Origin of the sequence: Tolypothrix sp. PCC 7601, assembly GCF_025677855.1 — a bacterium.
Taxonomy (GTDB): domain Bacteria; phylum Cyanobacteriota; class Cyanobacteriia; order Cyanobacteriales; family Nostocaceae; genus Aulosira; species Aulosira diplosiphon.
Map to the genome: position 1 here is coordinate 2,061,275 of NZ_CP064879.1, position 17,863 is coordinate 2,079,137.

Annotated in this window: 18 protein-coding genes; 11 read left to right on the forward strand and 7 right to left on the reverse strand. The window is 41.3% G+C overall.

Annotated features, from left to right (window positions below):
• Positions 1-447 (reverse strand): Fur family transcriptional regulator, encoded by a 447-nt coding sequence (locus HG267_RS08595; RefSeq protein WP_045872930.1) that lies wholly within the window; start codon positions 445-447, stop codon positions 1-3.
• A 1,334-nt stretch (positions 448-1,781) separates the two neighbouring features.
• Between HG267_RS08595 and HG267_RS08600 the strand changes: the two genes are divergently transcribed.
• Positions 1,782-2,255 carry a CRR6 family NdhI maturation factor gene (locus tag HG267_RS08600; protein WP_045873027.1) on the forward strand — a complete coding sequence of 158 codons (474 nt, stop codon included), beginning with the start codon at positions 1,782-1,784 and terminating at the stop codon, positions 2,253-2,255.
• A gap of 69 nt (positions 2,256-2,324) precedes the next feature.
• Here the strand turns inward: HG267_RS08600 and HG267_RS08605 are convergent, their stop codons facing one another.
• The 3 genes from HG267_RS08605 to HG267_RS08615 form a co-directional block, all read right to left on the reverse strand.
• Positions 2,325-3,086, reverse strand: coding sequence for a hypothetical protein (locus HG267_RS08605; protein WP_045872931.1), 762 nt, complete (start codon positions 3,084-3,086; stop codon positions 2,325-2,327).
• A 1,046-nt stretch (positions 3,087-4,132) separates the two neighbouring features.
• Complete coding sequence (locus HG267_RS08610; RefSeq protein ID WP_045872932.1) at positions 4,133-5,092, reverse strand: glycosyltransferase family 9 protein; 960 nt, start codon at positions 5,090-5,092, stop codon at positions 4,133-4,135.
• Between the two features lie 31 nt (positions 5,093-5,123).
• Positions 5,124-5,282 carry a hypothetical protein gene (locus HG267_RS08615; protein WP_155539506.1) on the reverse strand — a complete coding sequence of 53 codons (159 nt, stop codon included), beginning with the start codon at positions 5,280-5,282 and terminating at the stop codon, positions 5,124-5,126.
• 107 nt (positions 5,283-5,389) lie between these two features.
• Here HG267_RS08615 and ispD point away from each other — a divergent pair, with 107 nt between their 5' ends.
• The 3 genes from ispD (at position 5,390) to HG267_RS08630 (ending at position 7,537) form a co-directional block, all read left to right on the forward strand.
• Positions 5,390-6,070, forward strand: a complete 681-nt coding sequence (gene ispD, locus HG267_RS08620; RefSeq protein WP_045872933.1) for a 2-C-methyl-D-erythritol 4-phosphate cytidylyltransferase — start codon at positions 5,390-5,392, stop codon at positions 6,068-6,070.
• Positions 6,071-6,291: 221 nt separating this feature from the next.
• Positions 6,292-6,834: an SMC-Scp complex subunit ScpB gene (gene scpB / locus HG267_RS08625; RefSeq protein WP_045872934.1), complete on the forward strand. Its 543-nt coding sequence runs from the start codon at positions 6,292-6,294 to the stop codon at positions 6,832-6,834.
• Between the two features lie 358 nt (positions 6,835-7,192).
• Positions 7,193-7,537 carry a DUF760 domain-containing protein gene (locus HG267_RS08630; protein WP_045872935.1) on the forward strand — a complete coding sequence of 115 codons (345 nt, stop codon included), beginning with the start codon at positions 7,193-7,195 and terminating at the stop codon, positions 7,535-7,537.
• 111 nt (positions 7,538-7,648) lie between these two features.
• On the opposite strand, the gene HG267_RS08635 is transcribed toward HG267_RS08630, so the two are convergent.
• Positions 7,649-8,857 carry an HhoA/HhoB/HtrA family serine endopeptidase gene (locus HG267_RS08635; RefSeq protein WP_045872936.1) on the reverse strand — a complete coding sequence of 403 codons (1,209 nt, stop codon included), beginning with the start codon at positions 8,855-8,857 and terminating at the stop codon, positions 7,649-7,651.
• A 230-nt stretch (positions 8,858-9,087) separates the two neighbouring features.
• On the opposite strand from HG267_RS08635, the gene HG267_RS08640 reads away from it, so the two are divergent.
• Complete coding sequence (locus tag HG267_RS08640; RefSeq protein ID WP_045872937.1) at positions 9,088-9,963, forward strand: LysM peptidoglycan-binding domain-containing M23 family metallopeptidase; 876 nt, start codon at positions 9,088-9,090, stop codon at positions 9,961-9,963.
• 9 nt (positions 9,964-9,972) lie between these two features.
• Here HG267_RS08640 and HG267_RS08645 read toward each other — a convergent pair whose 3' ends face one another.
• Positions 9,973-11,010 carry an isochorismatase gene (locus tag HG267_RS08645; protein ID WP_045872938.1) on the reverse strand — a complete coding sequence of 346 codons (1,038 nt, stop codon included), beginning with the start codon at positions 11,008-11,010 and terminating at the stop codon, positions 9,973-9,975.
• A 235-nt stretch (positions 11,011-11,245) separates the two neighbouring features.
• Here HG267_RS08645 and HG267_RS08650 point away from each other — a divergent pair, with 235 nt between their 5' ends.
• The 4 genes from HG267_RS08650 (at position 11,246) to ctpC (ending at position 14,617) form a co-directional block, all read left to right on the forward strand.
• Entirely contained in the window at positions 11,246-11,371 is a 126-nt protein-coding gene (locus HG267_RS08650; protein WP_255325306.1) for a hypothetical protein, read from the forward strand.
• A gap of 31 nt (positions 11,372-11,402) precedes the next feature.
• Positions 11,403-11,543 (forward strand): hypothetical protein, encoded by a 141-nt coding sequence (locus HG267_RS08655; protein ID WP_155539508.1) that lies wholly within the window; start codon positions 11,403-11,405, stop codon positions 11,541-11,543.
• A gap of 413 nt (positions 11,544-11,956) precedes the next feature.
• Positions 11,957-13,183 carry a (E)-4-hydroxy-3-methylbut-2-enyl-diphosphate synthase gene (gene ispG / locus HG267_RS08660; RefSeq protein ID WP_045873028.1) on the forward strand — a complete coding sequence of 409 codons (1,227 nt, stop codon included), beginning with the start codon at positions 11,957-11,959 and terminating at the stop codon, positions 13,181-13,183.
• 144 nt (positions 13,184-13,327) lie between these two features.
• Complete coding sequence (gene ctpC / locus HG267_RS08665; protein WP_045872939.1) at positions 13,328-14,617, forward strand: carboxyl-terminal processing protease CtpC; 1,290 nt, start codon at positions 13,328-13,330, stop codon at positions 14,615-14,617.
• Between the two features lie 80 nt (positions 14,618-14,697).
• Here the strand turns inward: ctpC and HG267_RS08670 are convergent, their stop codons facing one another.
• Positions 14,698-14,886 carry a hypothetical protein gene (locus tag HG267_RS08670; RefSeq protein ID WP_045872940.1) on the reverse strand — a complete coding sequence of 63 codons (189 nt, stop codon included), beginning with the start codon at positions 14,884-14,886 and terminating at the stop codon, positions 14,698-14,700.
• Positions 14,887-15,103: 217 nt separating this feature from the next.
• Here HG267_RS08670 and hflX point away from each other — a divergent pair, with 217 nt between their 5' ends.
• Together hflX and HG267_RS08680 are read left to right on the forward strand one after the other, a co-directional pair.
• The gene (gene hflX / locus HG267_RS08675) at positions 15,104-16,849 is read left to right on the forward strand and encodes a GTPase HflX (RefSeq protein ID WP_071989459.1); all 1,746 of its coding nucleotides are present in this window, start codon (positions 15,104-15,106) and stop codon (positions 16,847-16,849) included.
• An 88-nt stretch (positions 16,850-16,937) separates the two neighbouring features.
• Positions 16,938-17,600 (forward strand): 2OG-Fe(II) oxygenase, encoded by a 663-nt coding sequence (locus HG267_RS08680; RefSeq protein ID WP_228045317.1) that lies wholly within the window; start codon positions 16,938-16,940, stop codon positions 17,598-17,600.
• Positions 17,601-17,863: the final 263 nt, after the last annotated feature.

Genomic DNA, 17,863 nt, shown 5'->3' on the forward strand with positions numbered 1-17,863 from the left:
TCAGCTTGCTTGCGGGTTACGGTAACCATAAAAGTTGATACTGTAATCAGTAATCCGTACTCCAGTCTGCTGTTCAACTTGGCGGACAAAATCTTCTGGTAGCTCTATATGCACATCAAGAATCTGGTTAGTATCTAGACAGTTAACATGACTATGAGAGTCACTGATATTACCGTATAAACGACCGTCGCAACGTTCAATGCACTCAATAATACCTTGGCTAGATAAAGCTTCTAAATTTTGATAAACAGAAGTATGACCGATTTCTTTACCTTGTTGGTTTAAGCGATCGTAAATCTCTCTAGCAGATAGATGTTCCTTAGCTTGCCAAAGCAGCTCTAGAATAAAGCGCCGCTGGCGACTAACCCGCATTCCTAGCAGTTGACACTGCTCCAGCGCATCTTCTAGAGAACGAATTGGTTTGGTAGATATTGTTTGTTTTTGCATATTATAAGTTTGTTAACTATTGGGCTAATTTTCCCATTTCAAGGTTAATTGGTTATTCGTATATGCGAGGATATTCCTATTACTTTGCACCTCTACCTGGGCGATTGCTTTTGAACGCTGCGAAAATCACAGGCTAGGGCAAAAATTTTTTTGTTTGTTGACTGTCGTTTTGTCACATCCTAGTCTAAAGCAAACTCATTACAACTTTAGCTTAAAATAGTGAGTAATGTCCACTAAGGGCAAGCTTTTTCGTCTCTTTTTTGCCTGCAAGGTCAAGAAATATTGATTGTCTGTTGACCTTTTTAGCAGAAATATTCTCAGTGTTAAAGTTGTATAAGCTACATTCAATATGATAAAAATACGATAAGTAAGAGTAGCAACTAGCCCTAATTTAAAATAGTTTTTTCAGTAACTTGGTACAAATCAACTCAATTTATCAGGATTGCTAGGAATCGTGAACGATTGATTCATGTATCATCATGCAAAAAATATTTGAATCATTCAAAAATGAAACATCATAGTGAGCTTAACCTACCTGAGATAATTTAATATTTACTTTATAAATAGGTTTTATTTTCAACTTTTTTTAATATTTGGGTACCTGGGAATTTATCAGTAAGAGCTTAAATTCCCTAAATCCTTGCTAATAAACCCTCTAGCGCAAAACATCAGTCGAGTGGTTTAACTACAGAAAAAGCAAGAGATTTTCTTTTAGCATCGCCAATCAAAAATCGTAATGTAATTAACACGGAAATCATTGTCCCATACCCTAAAATTTCAGCATATCCACGTATTAACATAACGTCCGCAAATTTACATAATGTCTAACAGGTGAATACAGAAATCCGAAAATTAATATTGATATCGCGCAAATCAAAATTAAGATTTTCTTCACTTTCAGTATTCAGTATTTAATGTGTAATTTGTATGGAGTAAGTAACTAGAGCAAATAAAAATTTCAAGGATGAGAATATGCAAATCATAGAATTTATACCTTTAGGTATTAAATATGAATGCATTAATGTTAATAGGTATAAACTTTAGGCAAACACAAAGTGCAAATGGCAATATGTCATTCTTAGCCACAGACTACCTCATCTTTGCAACAGGAGGTCTAGCAGGGAAACGGATGCCAATAACTCTTAGAAAGATGATATTCCTTTAAATTTCGGCAAATAGACAAAGACGTTATGGGACGCGATATTATTCGCGTCTTTAATTTTGCAATTGAAAATCTGGGTAAATTCGCGGTAAATATACCAACGATACCTGAAAGCTGCTACTGTGTATTCTCAAGCCTACAGTTGAGCATAAATAAAGTGGCTGCTGAGTCAATGACAATCACGATCGCAATTAATACTGATTCCATTAACAATCTGGATCTGTCGCCCGTCTCAACGGTAATTGAAAAAATATTCCAAGAGCAAGCGATTGTATCCCAAGAACAGCAACTACGCTTCGATATCAAATATGCCTTAGAACCCAGCGATCCCCGCGAACTTTCGGAGGTTCCTGAAGTGCGGCTGTGGTTTGTTCGCCTGGATGCTAAATATCCCTGGCTACCATTTCTCTTAGATTGGAAGGCTGGAGAATTTGCCCGTTACACCGCCATGCTGGTACCACACCAGTTTAGTGCTAAAGAAGGGATTCAGTTTAATCCCGAAGCTCTAGAAATATTTCTGATGCACAAAATATTTATTTTAAGTGATTGGTTAAAACAGCAGGGTTTACCAAGTCAATCACGCCTCAAATCCCTAGCGCAAATGCTTGGTTATGAATTAGATGATGCTTTCTTTGAGGCATTTTAAACATATCAAAGCATTAGCTGTAGGGACGTTATATGTAAATTCCCTACAGCTAATTGCATAGATTTGAGATTACTTAATCTGACAAATTAAATTTAATGCTGTTTTAAAAGCAAATTCGACTGCTTTAGATTTACTGGGTAAAGCAGCCTGCCATATTCGATAATCGTTATAAGCAATAATTAAGTTGGCTACATCATCAATAGGGATTTTATTTAGCACATCATATTGAGCAGTTTCAAAATCTTTAGCTGTACCATTTTTAGCTAAAATTTCCCGTGCAGCTTGCATAAATCCTTCTAATACAGCTTGCTGGTATTTTTTCCCTATATCTTCTTTAAAAATAGATGATGCTTTGAAAGCTTTCATCTCCTCTAACAAAAGATGAGCAATTTCTCTCCCTGTTTGATTATTCAACTCAGAAGGCAGCTGCACATCTAAATATTCGCAGTCATAATTTTTATAATTAAGATATTCACAAATATTAACAGTAACTTGCGGTAGCTTTTGACCAGCTAATAGTACCAGCAAATGGCTGATACTTGTATCAATTACAGTATCACTAAATACTTTTTCTTCACTTTCTAGACATTCATAAACAAGATAAGTCCAAATACCTGGCTGACTGTTTTTATCTTGATTTGCTTGGTAGAAAGTTATAGTTCCGTCCGCTTCATCTTCATAATAAGCGCTATGGACATCAGTAAATTCGCAGCGATATAAGCTTTGAGAGTGCATGATTCTCTTAAAAATTCCAGTGATATGATGCGGCTGACTTTCTACTTGAAAGTAACGCTTGGAACTATTAAGAAAGCCATGTAATCGAATCGCCATTGATTTTTCCTTTTTATAACTCAACGTCAGTCATGGAAAATGCATCTGCCTCAAGACAATACGGTCACTAGGGAACACTAATATAGGGAATTATATTTACCTGCTAAAAAGATTAGGTGATCATACAGCCGTGCGATCGCCATCTCACCAGATACGTAGGTTGGGGAACCCTAGCAACGCACCGATTCCCCTCGTTGTAGCAACTGGTGTTTGAGGTAAGGAAACCCAGCACAAAAATATAGATTAAGCTTTCAAGATTCATGTTGGGTTGCGCTGCGCTTCGCCCAAACTACATCTGCTATATCTGTTGCTGATGATAATGCGGGGATCGCCCAGCAATTGCTTATTCTCAGTTCTATTTACTGAGTTGCTGAATCTTTTCGGTTTTCATGTAAATCTTAGACTGTGGGTAATTTATTTCGTAACACAACTGCAAATTCCTTGATTAAAGCAAAATGCCTAAAGTTACTATTTATTTTCTAGGCATTGGGAACTGAGTAAAACCTGATGAGCAATAGAGACTTGGTAAAAACTTCAGCCTTAACGATTAATTGCTCTTTATCCTCTTTAATAGCAAGGAAATTGATTCAATCTCGATTTGCTCTAGCCTAGGTCAAATACAGATGATTAGAGTCATCTAATTTTTACTTTGCCCAAAACTACATTGAAACTAACGATTTTAAAAAAAATAAAGTTATTTTTTTTAAAAAGTAATTTTTTAAAATTTATTAACATTAAAACCTTTGCCGCTACCACATATTTTCTTTGCAGCAAATGTCATAATTAGCTAAATCCTACCTAGCACTTCAGTAGTTGCTTAAACGTAAAAATCTAATTAATTAGGAATAACACCATTTACGCAATCAGCGTGAGATTAATGGAGCTAATCGCCTAGGAAGACAATTTTCCAGGCGATTAGCCAACGCAGGGAGATATTGAAAAGATGTGGATCACGAACAAACAGGCTTTAATTGCAGGGATTCATGATTAACAGAATTGCCTTAATTGGATCTCATATACCATCGCCGTCTCAGAAAAATGCTGGTTTAACCATTCCAGATTTTCTCTAACACTACTTTGGGTGAAATATCGCCAATTTTGTCTGTAGGAGACTTAATAGCCAGGAATTTCTCGCTTTTTGGTAACACTTGTGCTGGATCTGTAGAGCCAAACAGCGCAATTGTATAAGTCTGAACTGCCACGCTTAGTTGCAGAGGTGCGCTGTCAGTAGTCAACATCAAACTTGCTCCAGTAACAATCGTGGCTAGCTTACCAATATTATCAGGGGAAGTTACCTTAATATCTGGGCAGGAATCCAAAAGCGATCGCACTATTTGTTCATCTTCAGGGCCTTTAAAAATCACTATAGGCAAATCTGGTTGCTTGCGTTGGCACTCTTGTATTATCTGCTGCCAGTTTTCTACAGGATAAACGGGATTTCGGCTTTTAGCTGAAGCTGACAGACTAGAGCCAGCATAAATCAAGATGTAGCCCGTTTCATTCACACCTAAGCGTTTTTGTTCCTGTTGTGCCCACTCAATATCGGGTTTGGGGACATTTAAGGACAATTCTGGACAAGGAGTTTGAATGTTTAACGGTTGCAGTAAATTGTGATAACCCACTGCTAAATACTGAGATGACTGGAAAGGTAAAGTATTAGTGAGAAAAACTGCACCCTTACCTTGATAGCCAATCCGGGTAGGAATTCCTGTTAACCACAGAAACAGTCCTACTAACCAGCTTTGTCCTACTGTAATGGCCACATCGTATTCGCGATCGCGAATAATGCCCACTAAGTTACCCCAATCCGCCAAACTGTTGCGGTCTTTAAAATCAAAGGTCAATACCTCATTCACCGACTTACTAACCCGGTAAGCTGCCTTTGACCGGGGTTCCACCACGACATCTATCTGAGCGTTTGGGTAATAGCGCTTCAGTTCATCTAGAGCCGGAAACATAAGAATTTGGTTGCCAATTCCGCCAGGTACAAGGGCTACTACTCGCATAATATTTATTTACGCTTACTCGCTCCCTATTTTAGGGGAATATAGGTATTAGGGAATCGGGAATTGGGAATTGGGCATGGGGCATTGGGTAATAGGTAATAGGTAATGGGTAATGGGTAATTGTTAATAAAAATTTCTCCCCCTGCTTCCTCATCTCCCTCATCCCCAGTCCCCGATCCCTAGTCCCCATTACCCCTTATCCCCAGAGGGGGCCCCGAGTTCCCCAGTCCCCAATCCCCAGTCCCCAGTCCCCAGTCCCCAGTCCCCAATCCCCAGTTTTACGATTTAAGAAGTTCTGTGTATTTACTAATTCCCGCAGCAGGTTTAGGAAAAAGAATGGGGAGTGACCGCAATAAACTCCTCTTGACAGTGCGATCGCAACCCATTATTGCTTGGACTCTCAAAGCTGCAGAGGCAGCTAGTAGCATCAGTTGGATTGGAATTATTTCCCAACCCACTGACTGGGATGACTTAAAAGCTATCCTCGCTGATTTAAAGCTCAATAAACCAGTGGAATTAATTGCTGGTGGCTCAACCAGGCAGGAATCTGTTTACAATGGCTTACAGGCGCTTCCAGAAGCTGCAGAGCAAGTTTTAATTCACGATGGGGCGAGATGTTTAGCCACCCCAGATTTACTCAACGCCTGTGCGGAAGCTATTCGTCACTGTCCTGGGTTAATTGCCGCAATACCAGTCAAAGACACGATTAAAGTCGTCGGCGAGAATGGCATTATCCAAAGTACACCTGACCGAAGTCAATTGTGGGCAGCACAAACACCTCAAGGCTTTGATGTCAAGCTGTTGAAACAGTGCCACGCCGAAGGTGTACGCCAAGGTTGGGAAGTCACAGACGATGCTGCTTTGTTTGAAAAATGTGGCATTGAAGTCCGAATTGTTCAGGGTGAAGAGACAAATCTCAAAGTCACCACTCCCCAAGATTTGGCGATCGCAGAATTTATTCTTAAAGGTAGGGAATAGGGACTGGGGACTGGGGACTGGGGAAGATGAGGGGGAAAAAGTAATTATTGATTACCCAATGCCCAATGCCCCATGCCCAATGCCCCATGCCCAATATTTATTGACAAATCATAATATTTATGATAGCATCCCACTCACTTAGAACTCGTCTTGCGTCAGGTGTCAGTTGTCAAATACACATGACTAATGACTAATGACTAATGACTAATGACTAACGACTAATGAATACAGCCACAGCGACGAAGATAGAAGCAATTCTCTATTTGAAGGGTAAGCCCTTGTCGCTCGGTGAAATCGCCGAGTATGCCGCGTGCGATCGCGCTACGGTTGAAGAAGGCATGATGGAACTCATTGACGATTATGCCCGTCGAGACAGCGCCCTAGAAGTCGTAGAGACACCCAATGGATATAGTTTGCAACTGCGGTCTGATTTTCATGACTTAGTGCAAACGCTAATTCCCGTTGAATTAGGTTTAGGTGCACTACGCACTTTAGCTGCGATCGCCCTCAATAGCCCCATACTCCAAAGCGACTTAATTAACTTACGGGGTTCGGGAGTATATCAACATGTCCCGGAACTTGTGGAACTTGGTTTTGTTCGCAAGCGCCGAGATAGCGATTCTCGCTCGTATTCGTTACAAGTAACACCTAAATTTCATCAGTATTTTCAAATTGAGCAACTTCCACAAATACTTGCCCAAAATCAACAAGAACAACAACTAGAGTTAGATCTAGAACTGAAAGCAGAAGCAGTAGCAGAATAGATGGTACTGATACAATACTTGTCGGTTAAGGGGAAAAGGGGAAGGGGAAAAGGGGCAAGAAATAAACCTTTAACCCTTACCCTTTCACCTTTTCCCCAAACCAAATTAAGAGTTTAAAATCCTTAACCGAGCAGTATTGGGTACTGATACTGAAACATTTACCAATATCAAAACCACCGCTAGCCACTAAAGTTCAGCGTAAAATAGTTGTAAATCCTTATTACAGGGACTTGCTCTGCTAGAAATCAGGTAGCCGCCTTCCTGAGGGTAGAATCAACAGGTTATACCCGTGGGGAATGCATTACCCTTTGACTATGGTTTAGAGTAGAATCAGCAACTAAGCTACAAAAAACTGCCAATGGAGTTTAATCCTGACTTTTTGAATGACAACTCTGAGGAACACCCTAACCAGCTTCTAAACGACTATTTTGAGGAAAATCCCAATCAGTTGCTCAAATATCTACAGCATCAGTCGCCGGAAGTTATGGCCCGCGTTGCCCAGTCCGTTAGTCCTGAAATTAAACAAATAATTTCGCAGAATGTTCAAGGGCTAGTGGGAATGCTACCCCCGGAAAATTTTAACGTGCAAATCACAACAGATAGGGAAAACCTTGCAGGCCTTTTAGCGTCAGCAATGATGACTGGTTATTTCCTGCGTCAAATGGAACAGAGGATGCAGTTAGACCATTTGTCTAGTCAATAGGTAAAAGTCAAGGGTCAAGAGTCGGCCGCTAGAATTATCAGTTATTAAATTATTTTTCTCTAACTTTCTAGCCCCTAGTCCTTACCTCTAGCCCCTAGCCCTTACCTCTAGCTACTTCTTTTGCGGATAAGCCCCTGGTTGTACTTTGAAGATGTGATTTTTACCTTCGCGGCTAACTTCAATTTCTAGCGTGTCTCCTACAGAACTAGACTCGACTAGTCTTTGAACTTGGGCTGCTGTCTTAACTGGTTTACGATTGATTTTTTGAATCACGTCGCCAGGAAGCAGTCCGGCGCGTTTTGCTGGTGAATTTTCCAGGGTACTTTTAATGACCACACCAGCATCTTGTTGAATATTCAGCTTATTTTCTTGATTAATCTGCTCTTTTTTGGTGGGAGTCAAATCTGTCATTTCTACTCCCAAAAAAGGATGATCTACACGCCCTTTGGTAAACAGTTCGTTAGCGATGCGGGCAGCTGTTTCAATGGGGATCGCAAAACCCAAACCTTGAGCATCAGCACGAATTGCTGTATTCACACCAATAACTTCACCTTGGGCGTTTAATAAAGGGCCGCCAGAATTACCGGGATTAATTGCTGCATCAGTTTGGATAAAGCTGACGCGCTTTTCTGGTACGCCAACTTGAGCGCTAGTGCGATCGGTAGCGCTGATAATGCCAATAGTGACAGTATTATCTAAACCTAAAGGATTACCAATTGCGATCGCCCACTGCCCTGGTATCAAATTTTGTGAATTACCTAGCTTGACTGTAGGTAATTTTTTTGCTTGGATTTTCACTACAGCTACATCTGTAACTGCATCTACGCCCTGCACTTTGCCCTCAAAAGTTCGCCCATCCTTGAGGGTTACTTGGACAGTATCGGTATCTGCTACTACATGAGCATTAGTCAGCAATAAACCATTCTCTGTCAAAATAAATCCTGAACCCGTACCTCGCTCAATTCTTTCTTCTGGCATTGGTTGCTCATCCTCACCAAAAAAGCGGCGCAGCAAAGGATTTTTTAAAGCGTCAGAAATGGGATTTGCCACTTTGCGGGTAGCATTAATTCGCACTACAGCCGGCCCAACTTTTTGTACAGCCGTAGCAATAAAATTCACATTATCACCACCAGTATTCCCAATTGGCCCGCTATAAGCAGGAGGGTTTACTGATTCTGAAGGTAAAGCTGCGGTAACATTTTTTAGTTCTTGAAACGAATAACGCTTTGGTAGGAGATAACCACTACCTAACAAACCTGCACCACCGCCAATTACCAGTAAAGATATGTAGACGGCCAGTTGCTTTAAAGATAACTTCATAATAATTTCGCTCTAAAGATAGCAATGCGGCTACTAATTTATAAGTTTAGTCAAGCAAACAGCGAGTGGACAGAGCAATTTAACAGAACAGTCAACAAAAAATCGGAGAAGCTTCAGTAATTCTTCTACCTTCCACAACATTTTCAGGGAACTACTAGCTTCCCATCAGCTTCTACTCACCAATACCCAAGTTTAAAATTAAAAATTAAAACTCTCTTTAACTAGTAGGCATGACTCGTCCTTACCGTTTAGTGTTTATCTGTAGTTTAGTCAGCACTTTGGGGCTAGGATCTATACTCTCATCACCAAGCTCCACATCTGCTGTAGAGAGTTGTCCAACTCCAGCCTTGTCTCGTTTCCAGCGCCATACAGTTGCTCGTGGCGAAACCTTAGAGAGTATAGCGCAACTCTATAAACTAGCTCCAGCAACTATCGCCGTGATGAACCCATCTGTGAAAAACGGCGCAGTGACGGTTGGTAGTGAACTTCAGATTCCTCCCTACAATGGAATTGTAGTCGAAGTGCCTCAAGGTCAAACTTGGCGACAAGTAGCAGCAAAGTACAAAGTGCGTGCTGATGCTATGTTTGAAATCAATGGTTGTCAAAAAGACCCTAGAGTTGTATTTGTTCCTGGGGTGAATGGTGCATCAAATCGCGTTGTCGCTGCGCCTCCTCAGACTAATCAGCCGCCTACCCAACTAAGTGGGTATCCTTTATCAGCAGCCACTACTGTGGCGTTACCTTATGGCTGGCAAATTAATCCTCATTCCGGTGAAGTCTTTTTCCATAGTGGGGTAGACTTGGTAGCCGCCGTTGGTACACCCGTGGAAGCGATCGCACCCGGAGTTGTCGCCTTTGCTAAGGAACAAGGTAGCTATGGCAAGTTGGTCATTATTAATCACAGTGGTGGGTTGCAAAGCCGCTACGCCCATCTTGACACCATCAAGGTGACTGCTGGTCAGCAAGTGAAAAAAGGTGATGTCCTGGGAACTGTGGGAACGACTGGACAACCAGCAGCTAAACAACCCCACCTGCATTTTGAAGTACGTTCCAGCTCATCTCTTGGTTGGACAGCTCAAGATCCAAAAGCTTATTTAAAAAAATAGAGTAGTACTTTAAAAAAAGGATTGGATCGAGTCGGTAGATTTGACAATATGCATTCCGGCTGCGGCAAACTTATTAAAAGCAGCATCAGCTTGTTCTGTATAATCAACAATGCCAGGAACTACAACAGGAGAAGTGCAATCTTCTAAGAGATAAACTTTTTGACTGAGGGTAGCATCTACCTGTTGAATTTCTGTTAATAAATCGTCAACTGTCCAGGCGACGCAGTGGCTTTTAGCTTGACCACCAATAATTACAGCATCAAATTCTAAAAGTTGCTGAATTAAATGCGTATTCTTTTGCGCCAGAGGATTTTGATCGAACCCTATTAATACTTCTGGACGTAAAATCGAATAATTTTCGGTTAAGGGATTCTCGCCTTTAATTTCAAATTGCGTTTGACTCTGACGTGCAATGCAATGGAAGAAAATTGCTTCTTCTACTGCAGAAACTAAAGCATGACCAATCCCGCCTAACATTGAGTGATACGGCCAAACGGTGAGGGGATATTTCCCATTTTGACTTAGCTGTTTCACATAGTGATAAGCCTGCTTTTCTAATAATTCGTAATTACCTCTAGTAATACTGTAAGCAACTGCAGGGTTAACTTGCCAAATACCTTGCTCTACATCTTGGAGAGTAATATTTGTTGCTGCTGGTATGGGGTGTTCTCCAGCCGAATTTATCCAGAAAATCGGGTGAAAAATTTGGGTAGCTGTATGAGTATCTAAGGTAGGAGTAATTTTAGTAATGAATCCTAAATTGCAATAAATAAATTCACATAAGCGTTGATTATCTTCTACTGCTCCCATACCAGATTTTCCGCCTACAAATAATTCAAATTCTGGGATGCAGAAAGTATTTTGCACATCAATTAATAGCAGACAAATACGACGCTTATCTAAAGCTGCTGGCTGGACATGATGTTGTTTTGCCCATGCTTCAGCCTGTGCTGCGCGTTCTTGATAGGGTACACGCCAAACTTCACCCACTTTTTCAGGTTGATAGTATGGGGGAATTGGCAGTTGGGTTGTGCTTTGAGTATTCATATTGAAGTTAGATTAAGTTTAATGTAACAATTTGTGAGAGCGATCGCCTCTGTAACTCCCTAGCTTATCCGACTTACACAACTTCAGCAGTAGATAATTGTCATTAACTTAACCAAGAGCGATCGCATTTCAATACTTGTCGTTTAAGGGTAAAAAGGAGAATGGGAAACGGGAAAGAAAAAACCTTTAACCCTTAACCTTTAACCTTTTCCCCAAAACCAATTTTGAGTTCACAATGCTTAACCGAGTAGTATTGCGATCGCGTTTCGTCTTTTGCTCGTCCATAGTCTTGATAGTATATTTGTATTATAAAAAGCCAGATTGTGCGATCGCCCTGATCAACCAAGATGAATTAGGCTAATTTCTCCAATACCGACGAAAGAGAAACTGATTTGAGTGAGATATACAGGGCTGATGCTATATTCTGTAATCCCAAAATGCCAGAAAATAAAGTTAAAGATATTCTGCAATATCAAAATGTAGATGAAGCAGAAATATTTGGCTTTCCCCCAGAAGTCGAGCATCTATATTAAATGAGATAAATATCAATATTTGAACTATTAATGAATAGTAATTTGTTGATTTATTTCATCCTCTGAAGGGGAATGAGTTAATTATATACTCGTAAAATGCCGTAGTAATGAAAGCTGCTGCTTGATGCATCTCATAGATAAAAATTATGTAAGCTGATTTAATAAACTAATTAGCATTAGTGTTATCATTTATAACTCAGTAATAAAGTGATTCCTATCAACTAGCAAAGGCTAGTAAATAGGCTATTTCCCCTGACAAAAAAAATCGATAAATCTTCTTTATTTCTAGTCTTATCTCACATTCTTTTTTTTTTGCACAGTAATTGACCAAAAGCGCCCCAGCTGTGGCAATCTGAGAAACAGAGATTTTGAAATTTGATATTTTCGCTACAGCAAATTTACCTAATGAGGTTATGCAAACTCTGCCCACAGTTACAACTGTAAACACCACATCTAGCGAACCTAACTTTGATACCACAATTAAGCGACGTAAAACTCGTCCGGTAAAAGTGGGGGATGTCATCATTGGGGGTGGCTACCCTGTGGTAGTACAGTCGATGATCAACGAAGATACCTTAGATATCGATGGTTCAGTAGCAGCTATTCGTCGTTTGCACGAAATTGGTTGCGAAATTGTCCGCGTTACTGTGCCTAGTATGGCTCACGCCAAAGCTTTAGCGGAAATTAAGCAAAAACTTATTAAAACATACCGAGATGTACCTATAGTTGCTGATGTACATCACAACGGTATGAAAATCGCTTTGGAAGTTGCCAAGCACATCGAAAAAGTACGGATTAATCCCGGTTTATATGTGTTTGAAAAGCCAAATACTAATAGAGGCGAATACACCAAAACAGAGTTTGATGAAATTGGTGACAAAATCCGTGAAACCCTAGAACCTTTGGTGGTTTCTTTAAGAGATCAAGGGAAAGCTATGCGAATAGGGGTAAATCATGGTTCTCTCGCGGAGAGAATGCTATTTACCTATGGCGATACCCCAGAGGGGATGGTGGAATCAGCTTTAGAATTCATCCGTATTTGTGAATCTCTCAACTTCCACAATTTGGTAATTTCCATGAAGGCTTCGCGCGTACCAGTCATGGTAGCTGCCTATCGTCTCATGGCCAAGCGCATGGATGAGCTGGGTATGGATTATCCCTTGCATTTAGGTGTCACAGAAGCCGGGGATGGTGAATACGGACGAATCAAGTCTACAGCAGGTATTGCCACATTACTGGCTGATGGCATTGGCGACACAATTCGAGCCTCACTCACAGAATCACCAGAGAAGGAAATTCCGGTCTGCTATAGCATACTGCAAGCCTTAGGCCTGCGAAAAACTATGGTAGAGTACGTAGCTTGTCCTTCCTGCGGACGTACTTTATTTAACTTGGAAGAAGTCCTACACAAAGTTCGAGAAGCAACCAAACACTTAACCGGTTTAGACATTGCAGTGATGGGTTGTATTGTAAATGGCCCCGGTGAAATGGCAGACGCAGACTATGGCTATGTAGGCAAGACTCCTGGTTATATTTCTTTATATCGTGGCAGAGAAGAAATCAAAAAAGTCCCAGAAGATAAGGGAGTAGAGGAATTAATTAACCTCATCAAATCCGATGGGCGTTGGGTAGATCCTTAAGATTTGCGTAACGGCGACCACAAAGGTCGCCGGATTGCCAAGTATTTTGCTGTAATAAGAATACATGCTCGTCTGTTACAGTGATACCCTGTGTTAGATTGGGCATACTGACTATACAAATTTTCCTCTGGCGCAGCTGTCATTATGGTGATTACAAAAAGTAAGCTGGTTTTGGGTGCTACGGCAGTGACGCTCTCAACTATTGCTGTTACAAGTCTTGGGATTCACTCACGAGGTCAGGCTTTAAATAACAGTCCCAAGGAATTGATAGACGAAGTTTGGCAAGTTGTTCAGCGCCAATACGTAGACGGTACTTTTAATCAGGTAGATTGGCAGGCTGTAAGGAAAGAATATTTAAGTAAGTCTTACAGTAGTAAAAAAGAAGCCTATAAGTCCATCCGGGAAATGCTCAAAAAGCTAGATGATCCCTACACCCGGTTTATGGATCCAGATGAATTTAAAAATATGCAAGTCGATACCTCTGGGGAACTTACAGGTATTGGTATCACAATTAGTCAAGACGAAAAAACTAAACAGTTAGTCGTGATTGCGCCTATAGAAGATACCCCAGCTTTTAAAGCCGGGATTTTATCTAAAGATGAGATTCTCAAAATTGATGGTAAAAGTACTCAAGGAATGGATACTAACCAAGCTGTATCTCTAATTCGAGGTGCGGCTGGGACAAAAGTAAAATTAACTATTAGGCGTAGCGGTCAAACTAAAGATTTTGAAATTACACGGGCAAGAATAGAAATTCATCCCGTTAAATATTCGCAAAAAACTAGCCCTGCAGGTAACCTTGGTTACATTCGCCTGAACCAGTTCAGTGCTAATGCTGGCAAGGAAATGCAACAAGCCATCAAGGATTTAGAAACCAAAAAAGTTGTTGGTTACGTATTAGATTTACGCGGCAATCCAGGTGGTTTACTGTTCTCCAGTGTCGAAATTGCCCGGATGTGGCTGGATAAAGGAACAATTGTTTCTACTATCGACCGCCAAGGTGAACAAGAACGAGAAGTAGCCAATGGGCGTGCTTTAACAGATAAACCGATGGTGGTTTTAGTCGATAAAGGTTCCGCCAGTGCTAGTGAAATTCTCTCAGGTGCCTTACAAGACAACAAGCGCGCTACTTTGGTAGGCACGCAGACCTTTGGCAAGGGTTTAGTACAATCAGTACGCCCCCTAGAAGATGGCTCGGGATTAGCGGTAACAATTGCTAAGTACCATACCCCCAGTGGTAAAGATATTAACAAACACGGCATTGATCCCGATGTCAAAGTCGAATTGACCGATGCTCAAAGACAAGATTTGTGGCTCCGCGAACGTGACAAACTCGCAACCTTAGAAGACTTGCAATATGCCAAAGCTGTAGAAGTGTTAAACAAACAAATTGCGGCTAAAGGTACCACAACCACAAGTGCTGATAAAAATTAAATAACTGTCTGTGACTGGTATGCTATTGCCTCAGGATTTGGGTAATTCCCAATACCTAATCCCCAGTCCCCATTTTTCTGTTATTGGGGTTGGCATTTGCCAGCCCTAATTAATCCTATACGACGTGCGATCGCATCTCCTTGGGAACTAAACGGCCCCCACTTTTCGATAATTTCTGGCTCGGAAGTTCCTGCATCTAAGTTAGAGACTATCTCGCAATTACCAGCAGGACGCTTGACAACATACCAATTTTCTGTTGAGTTAGTCATAAAAATCAAACTAAATTCAAGTTTTCTATTCAGGAGTACTAAGAGTACTTCATCACCCTAGCCGGGATGGAATTATAACATTAAAGACTAGTTACATTAAGAAGTAAATGTGATTAAATCACTACGCAACCCCCTTAAGATATAGTTTTGGGTTTTAGGGATGTTGTAAAATAAACAAAGAAGGATTCGGGGGGCCATTTACTGGTCAGAAACGCCTATAGAGACTATCTACGGAAATCTCCAAGGTTTAAAGTCCAGCCAGCTAAAGCAACTACAGCGGCTGTATCACCAACGCATACCGGGCGATAGCATCAGTACGTCCGATTTCTCTCAGCGTCTGGCAGCAATTAGTACAGAACTCAATCAGCCTGTGTGTGCCTATCTCAACCGTCGCGGACAAGTGATACGTGTGGGGGTAGGCACACCGCGTCAAACGCAAATCCCACCGCTAGAATTGCCCCGTTATGGTGCAGAACGACTTAGCGGTATCCGTTGTATAGCTACTAATTTGAAGCCAGAACCGCCTAATGAAGCGGCACTGACAGCAATGGCTTTGCAACGGTTAGATGTCCTGGTAGTACTCAATATTACTGGGGCAGGATTTACACGTAGAGGTGGCGGTGCGACTGGGTACGTCAAAGAAGCTTATTTAGCTCACTTGACACCCCAAGATTCTCGTGCGCTCATTACTAGCCCTGCTGTGTTAAAGACTGGGTCTAACAATATCCAATCTCCAACCTGGACTGTGTCACAACCTCTGAGTTTGGATGAGTTAGCACAGCAAGACTTTATCGATTTAGTAGAAAATCTAGAAGCAGAATTTCAGCGCGAATTCGTTGCCCAAGAAGTAGATGTTGACCACGATCGCGTGCTAATTGTGGGAGTCATGACCGATGAAATGACTCCGCTACAATTCCAAGACACCTTGGCAGAATTGGCACGGTTAGTAGATACAGCCGGGGGCGATGTACTACAGACAGTACAACAAAAGCGATCGCGTATTCATCCTCAAACAGTAGTCGGTGAAGGTAAAGTTCAAGAAGTTGCCTTAACTGCCCAAACTTTAGGGGCAAATCTAGTTGTATTTGACCGCGACCTCTCACCAGCCCAAGTCCGTAACCTAGAAGCCCAAATTGGTGTCCGGGTAGTAGACCGCACCGAAGTAATTTTAGATATTTTTGCTCAACGCGCTCAGTCTGGTGCTGGTAAGTTACAAGTAGAACTGGCACAACTTGAGTATATGCTGCCGCGACTAACTGGTAGAGGTCAGGCGATGTCTCGGTTAGGCGGTGGTATTGGGACTAGGGGCCCTGGTGAAACCAAACTAGAAACTGAACGTCGTGCCATTCAAAGGCGCATTTCTCGGCTGCAACAAGAAGTTAACCAGTTGCAAGCACATCGTTCCCGCTTAAGGCAGCGCCGACAACATCGGGAAGTGCCTTCAGTGGCTTTAGTTGGGTACACAAACGCTGGCAAATCTACTTTGCTCAATGCCCTCACAAATGCCGAAGTTTACACAGCCGATCAATTATTTGCTACTCTTGACCCTACCACGCGCCGTCTGGTAATTTCTGATGCTGAGACAGGTGCAACCCAAGAGATTCTGCTGACAGATACAGTAGGGTTTATACATGAATTGCCTGCCTCCTTAATGGATGCCTTCCGCGCCACCTTAGAGGAAGTCACAGAGGCAGATGCTTTACTGCATTTGGTCGATTTGTCTCATCCAGCTTGGTTGAGCCATATTCGCTCAGTTAGAGAAATCCTCGCTCAAATGCCAGTGACTCCAGGCCCAGCATTAGTGGCTTTTAACAAAATCGATCAAGTCAGTAGCGAAACTCTCGCTTTAGCACGGGAAGAGTTTCCTCTAGCAGTATTTATTTCTGCTAGTCAGCGTTTGGGATTAGAAACCCTACGCCATCGATTAACGCAGCTAATTCAATACGCTGTTGACTCTCGGTAAATACTAAAAATCAAGTAAATTTTGTGTTTTGCTGCAAAAAGCCGTAGTTATAATGACTACGGCTTTTTATATTACCCCGAAAATATTTATGACTACAGAATCAGATACTTTAATTACCCAAATACAGCCAGTTAAAGCTCAAAATATTGATGTTTTGCCCTCTAGCTATATTCAAATAGAAGACTTTCTTACAGCAGAAGAACATCAACTGTTACTCAACTATGTTCTTGACCGCGAATTACAGTTTGTTGTCACCACAACTTCAACTAATGAGATGAATTACCGTCAATCAAAAGTGCTTTACTCATTTCCTGAGTTTTCTGAGCTAATTACTACGCGAATAAAATCGCTTGTACCTGATGTAGTGAATAGATTAGGTTTACCATCATTTCCCATAACCTATATTGAAAGCCAACTCACTGCACATAATGATGGTAATTATTTCAAAATTCATAATGATAATGGTAGTCCAGAAACATCTCTCCGAGAAATCACTTATGTTTACTACTTTCATCAAGAACCAAAGCAATTTTCTGGTGGCGAGTTGCTGATATACGATAGCAAAATCATCAACAACTTTTATGTAAATTCCGAATCATTCACAACGATTGAGCCACGTAACAATAGTATTGTCTTCTTCCTCAGCCGCTATCTGCATGAAGTACTTCCTGTTAATTGCCATTCTCAAGTTTTTGCCGATAGCCGTTTTACAATTAATGGCTGGGTTAACCGTGCAGCTAATTCAGTGTAGATACTAAAGAAAAAACAGACTTTTCCAATTTATTACCAAATAAAGACTGATTATCAACTACAAAATTTTTTGTAAGGTAGCCTCCAGGTTGTGACTGCTGGGTATTTGGCTTAAATCATATATAGATATTAATGAAAAACTCCACCCACAAGGGGATGGAGTTTTTGGGCATTGGGAATGGGGCATGGGGCATGGGAAAGAACATACCAATGCCCTATGCCCTATGCCCCAAGCGGCGGGGCAGCTATCCCTCTCCACCCACA

Excerpts from the sequence above, each read along its gene's own strand:
- HG267_RS08595 (WP_045872930.1), bottom strand. The coding sequence starts at position 447 with ATGCAAAAACAAACAATATCTACCAAACCAATTCGTTCTCTAGAAGAT.
- HG267_RS08600 (WP_045873027.1), top strand. The coding sequence starts at position 1,782 with ATGACAATCACGATCGCAATTAATACTGATTCCATTAACAATCTGGAT.
- HG267_RS08605 (WP_045872931.1), bottom strand. The coding sequence starts at position 3,086 with ATGGCGATTCGATTACATGGCTTTCTTAATAGTTCCAAGCGTTACTTT.
- HG267_RS08610 (WP_045872932.1), bottom strand. The coding sequence starts at position 5,092 with ATGCGAGTAGTAGCCCTTGTACCTGGCGGAATTGGCAACCAAATTCTT.
- HG267_RS08615 (WP_155539506.1), bottom strand. The coding sequence starts at position 5,282 with ATGGGGACTAGGGATCGGGGACTGGGGATGAGGGAGATGAGGAAGCAG.
- scpB (WP_045872934.1), top strand. The coding sequence starts at position 6,292 with ATGAATACAGCCACAGCGACGAAGATAGAAGCAATTCTCTATTTGAAG.
- HG267_RS08630 (WP_045872935.1), top strand. The coding sequence starts at position 7,193 with ATGGAGTTTAATCCTGACTTTTTGAATGACAACTCTGAGGAACACCCT.
- HG267_RS08635 (WP_045872936.1), bottom strand. The coding sequence starts at position 8,857 with ATGAAGTTATCTTTAAAGCAACTGGCCGTCTACATATCTTTACTGGTA.
- HG267_RS08640 (WP_045872937.1), top strand. The coding sequence starts at position 9,088 with ATGACTCGTCCTTACCGTTTAGTGTTTATCTGTAGTTTAGTCAGCACT.
- HG267_RS08645 (WP_045872938.1), bottom strand. The coding sequence starts at position 11,010 with ATGAATACTCAAAGCACAACCCAACTGCCAATTCCCCCATACTATCAA.
- HG267_RS08650 (WP_255325306.1), top strand. The coding sequence starts at position 11,246 with ATGCTTAACCGAGTAGTATTGCGATCGCGTTTCGTCTTTTGCTCGTCC.
- ispG (WP_045873028.1), top strand. The coding sequence starts at position 11,957 with ATGCAAACTCTGCCCACAGTTACAACTGTAAACACCACATCTAGCGAA.
- ctpC (WP_045872939.1), top strand. The coding sequence starts at position 13,328 with ATGGTGATTACAAAAAGTAAGCTGGTTTTGGGTGCTACGGCAGTGACG.
- HG267_RS08670 (WP_045872940.1), bottom strand. The coding sequence starts at position 14,886 with ATGACTAACTCAACAGAAAATTGGTATGTTGTCAAGCGTCCTGCTGGT.
- HG267_RS08680 (WP_228045317.1), top strand. The coding sequence starts at position 16,938 with ATGACTACAGAATCAGATACTTTAATTACCCAAATACAGCCAGTTAAA.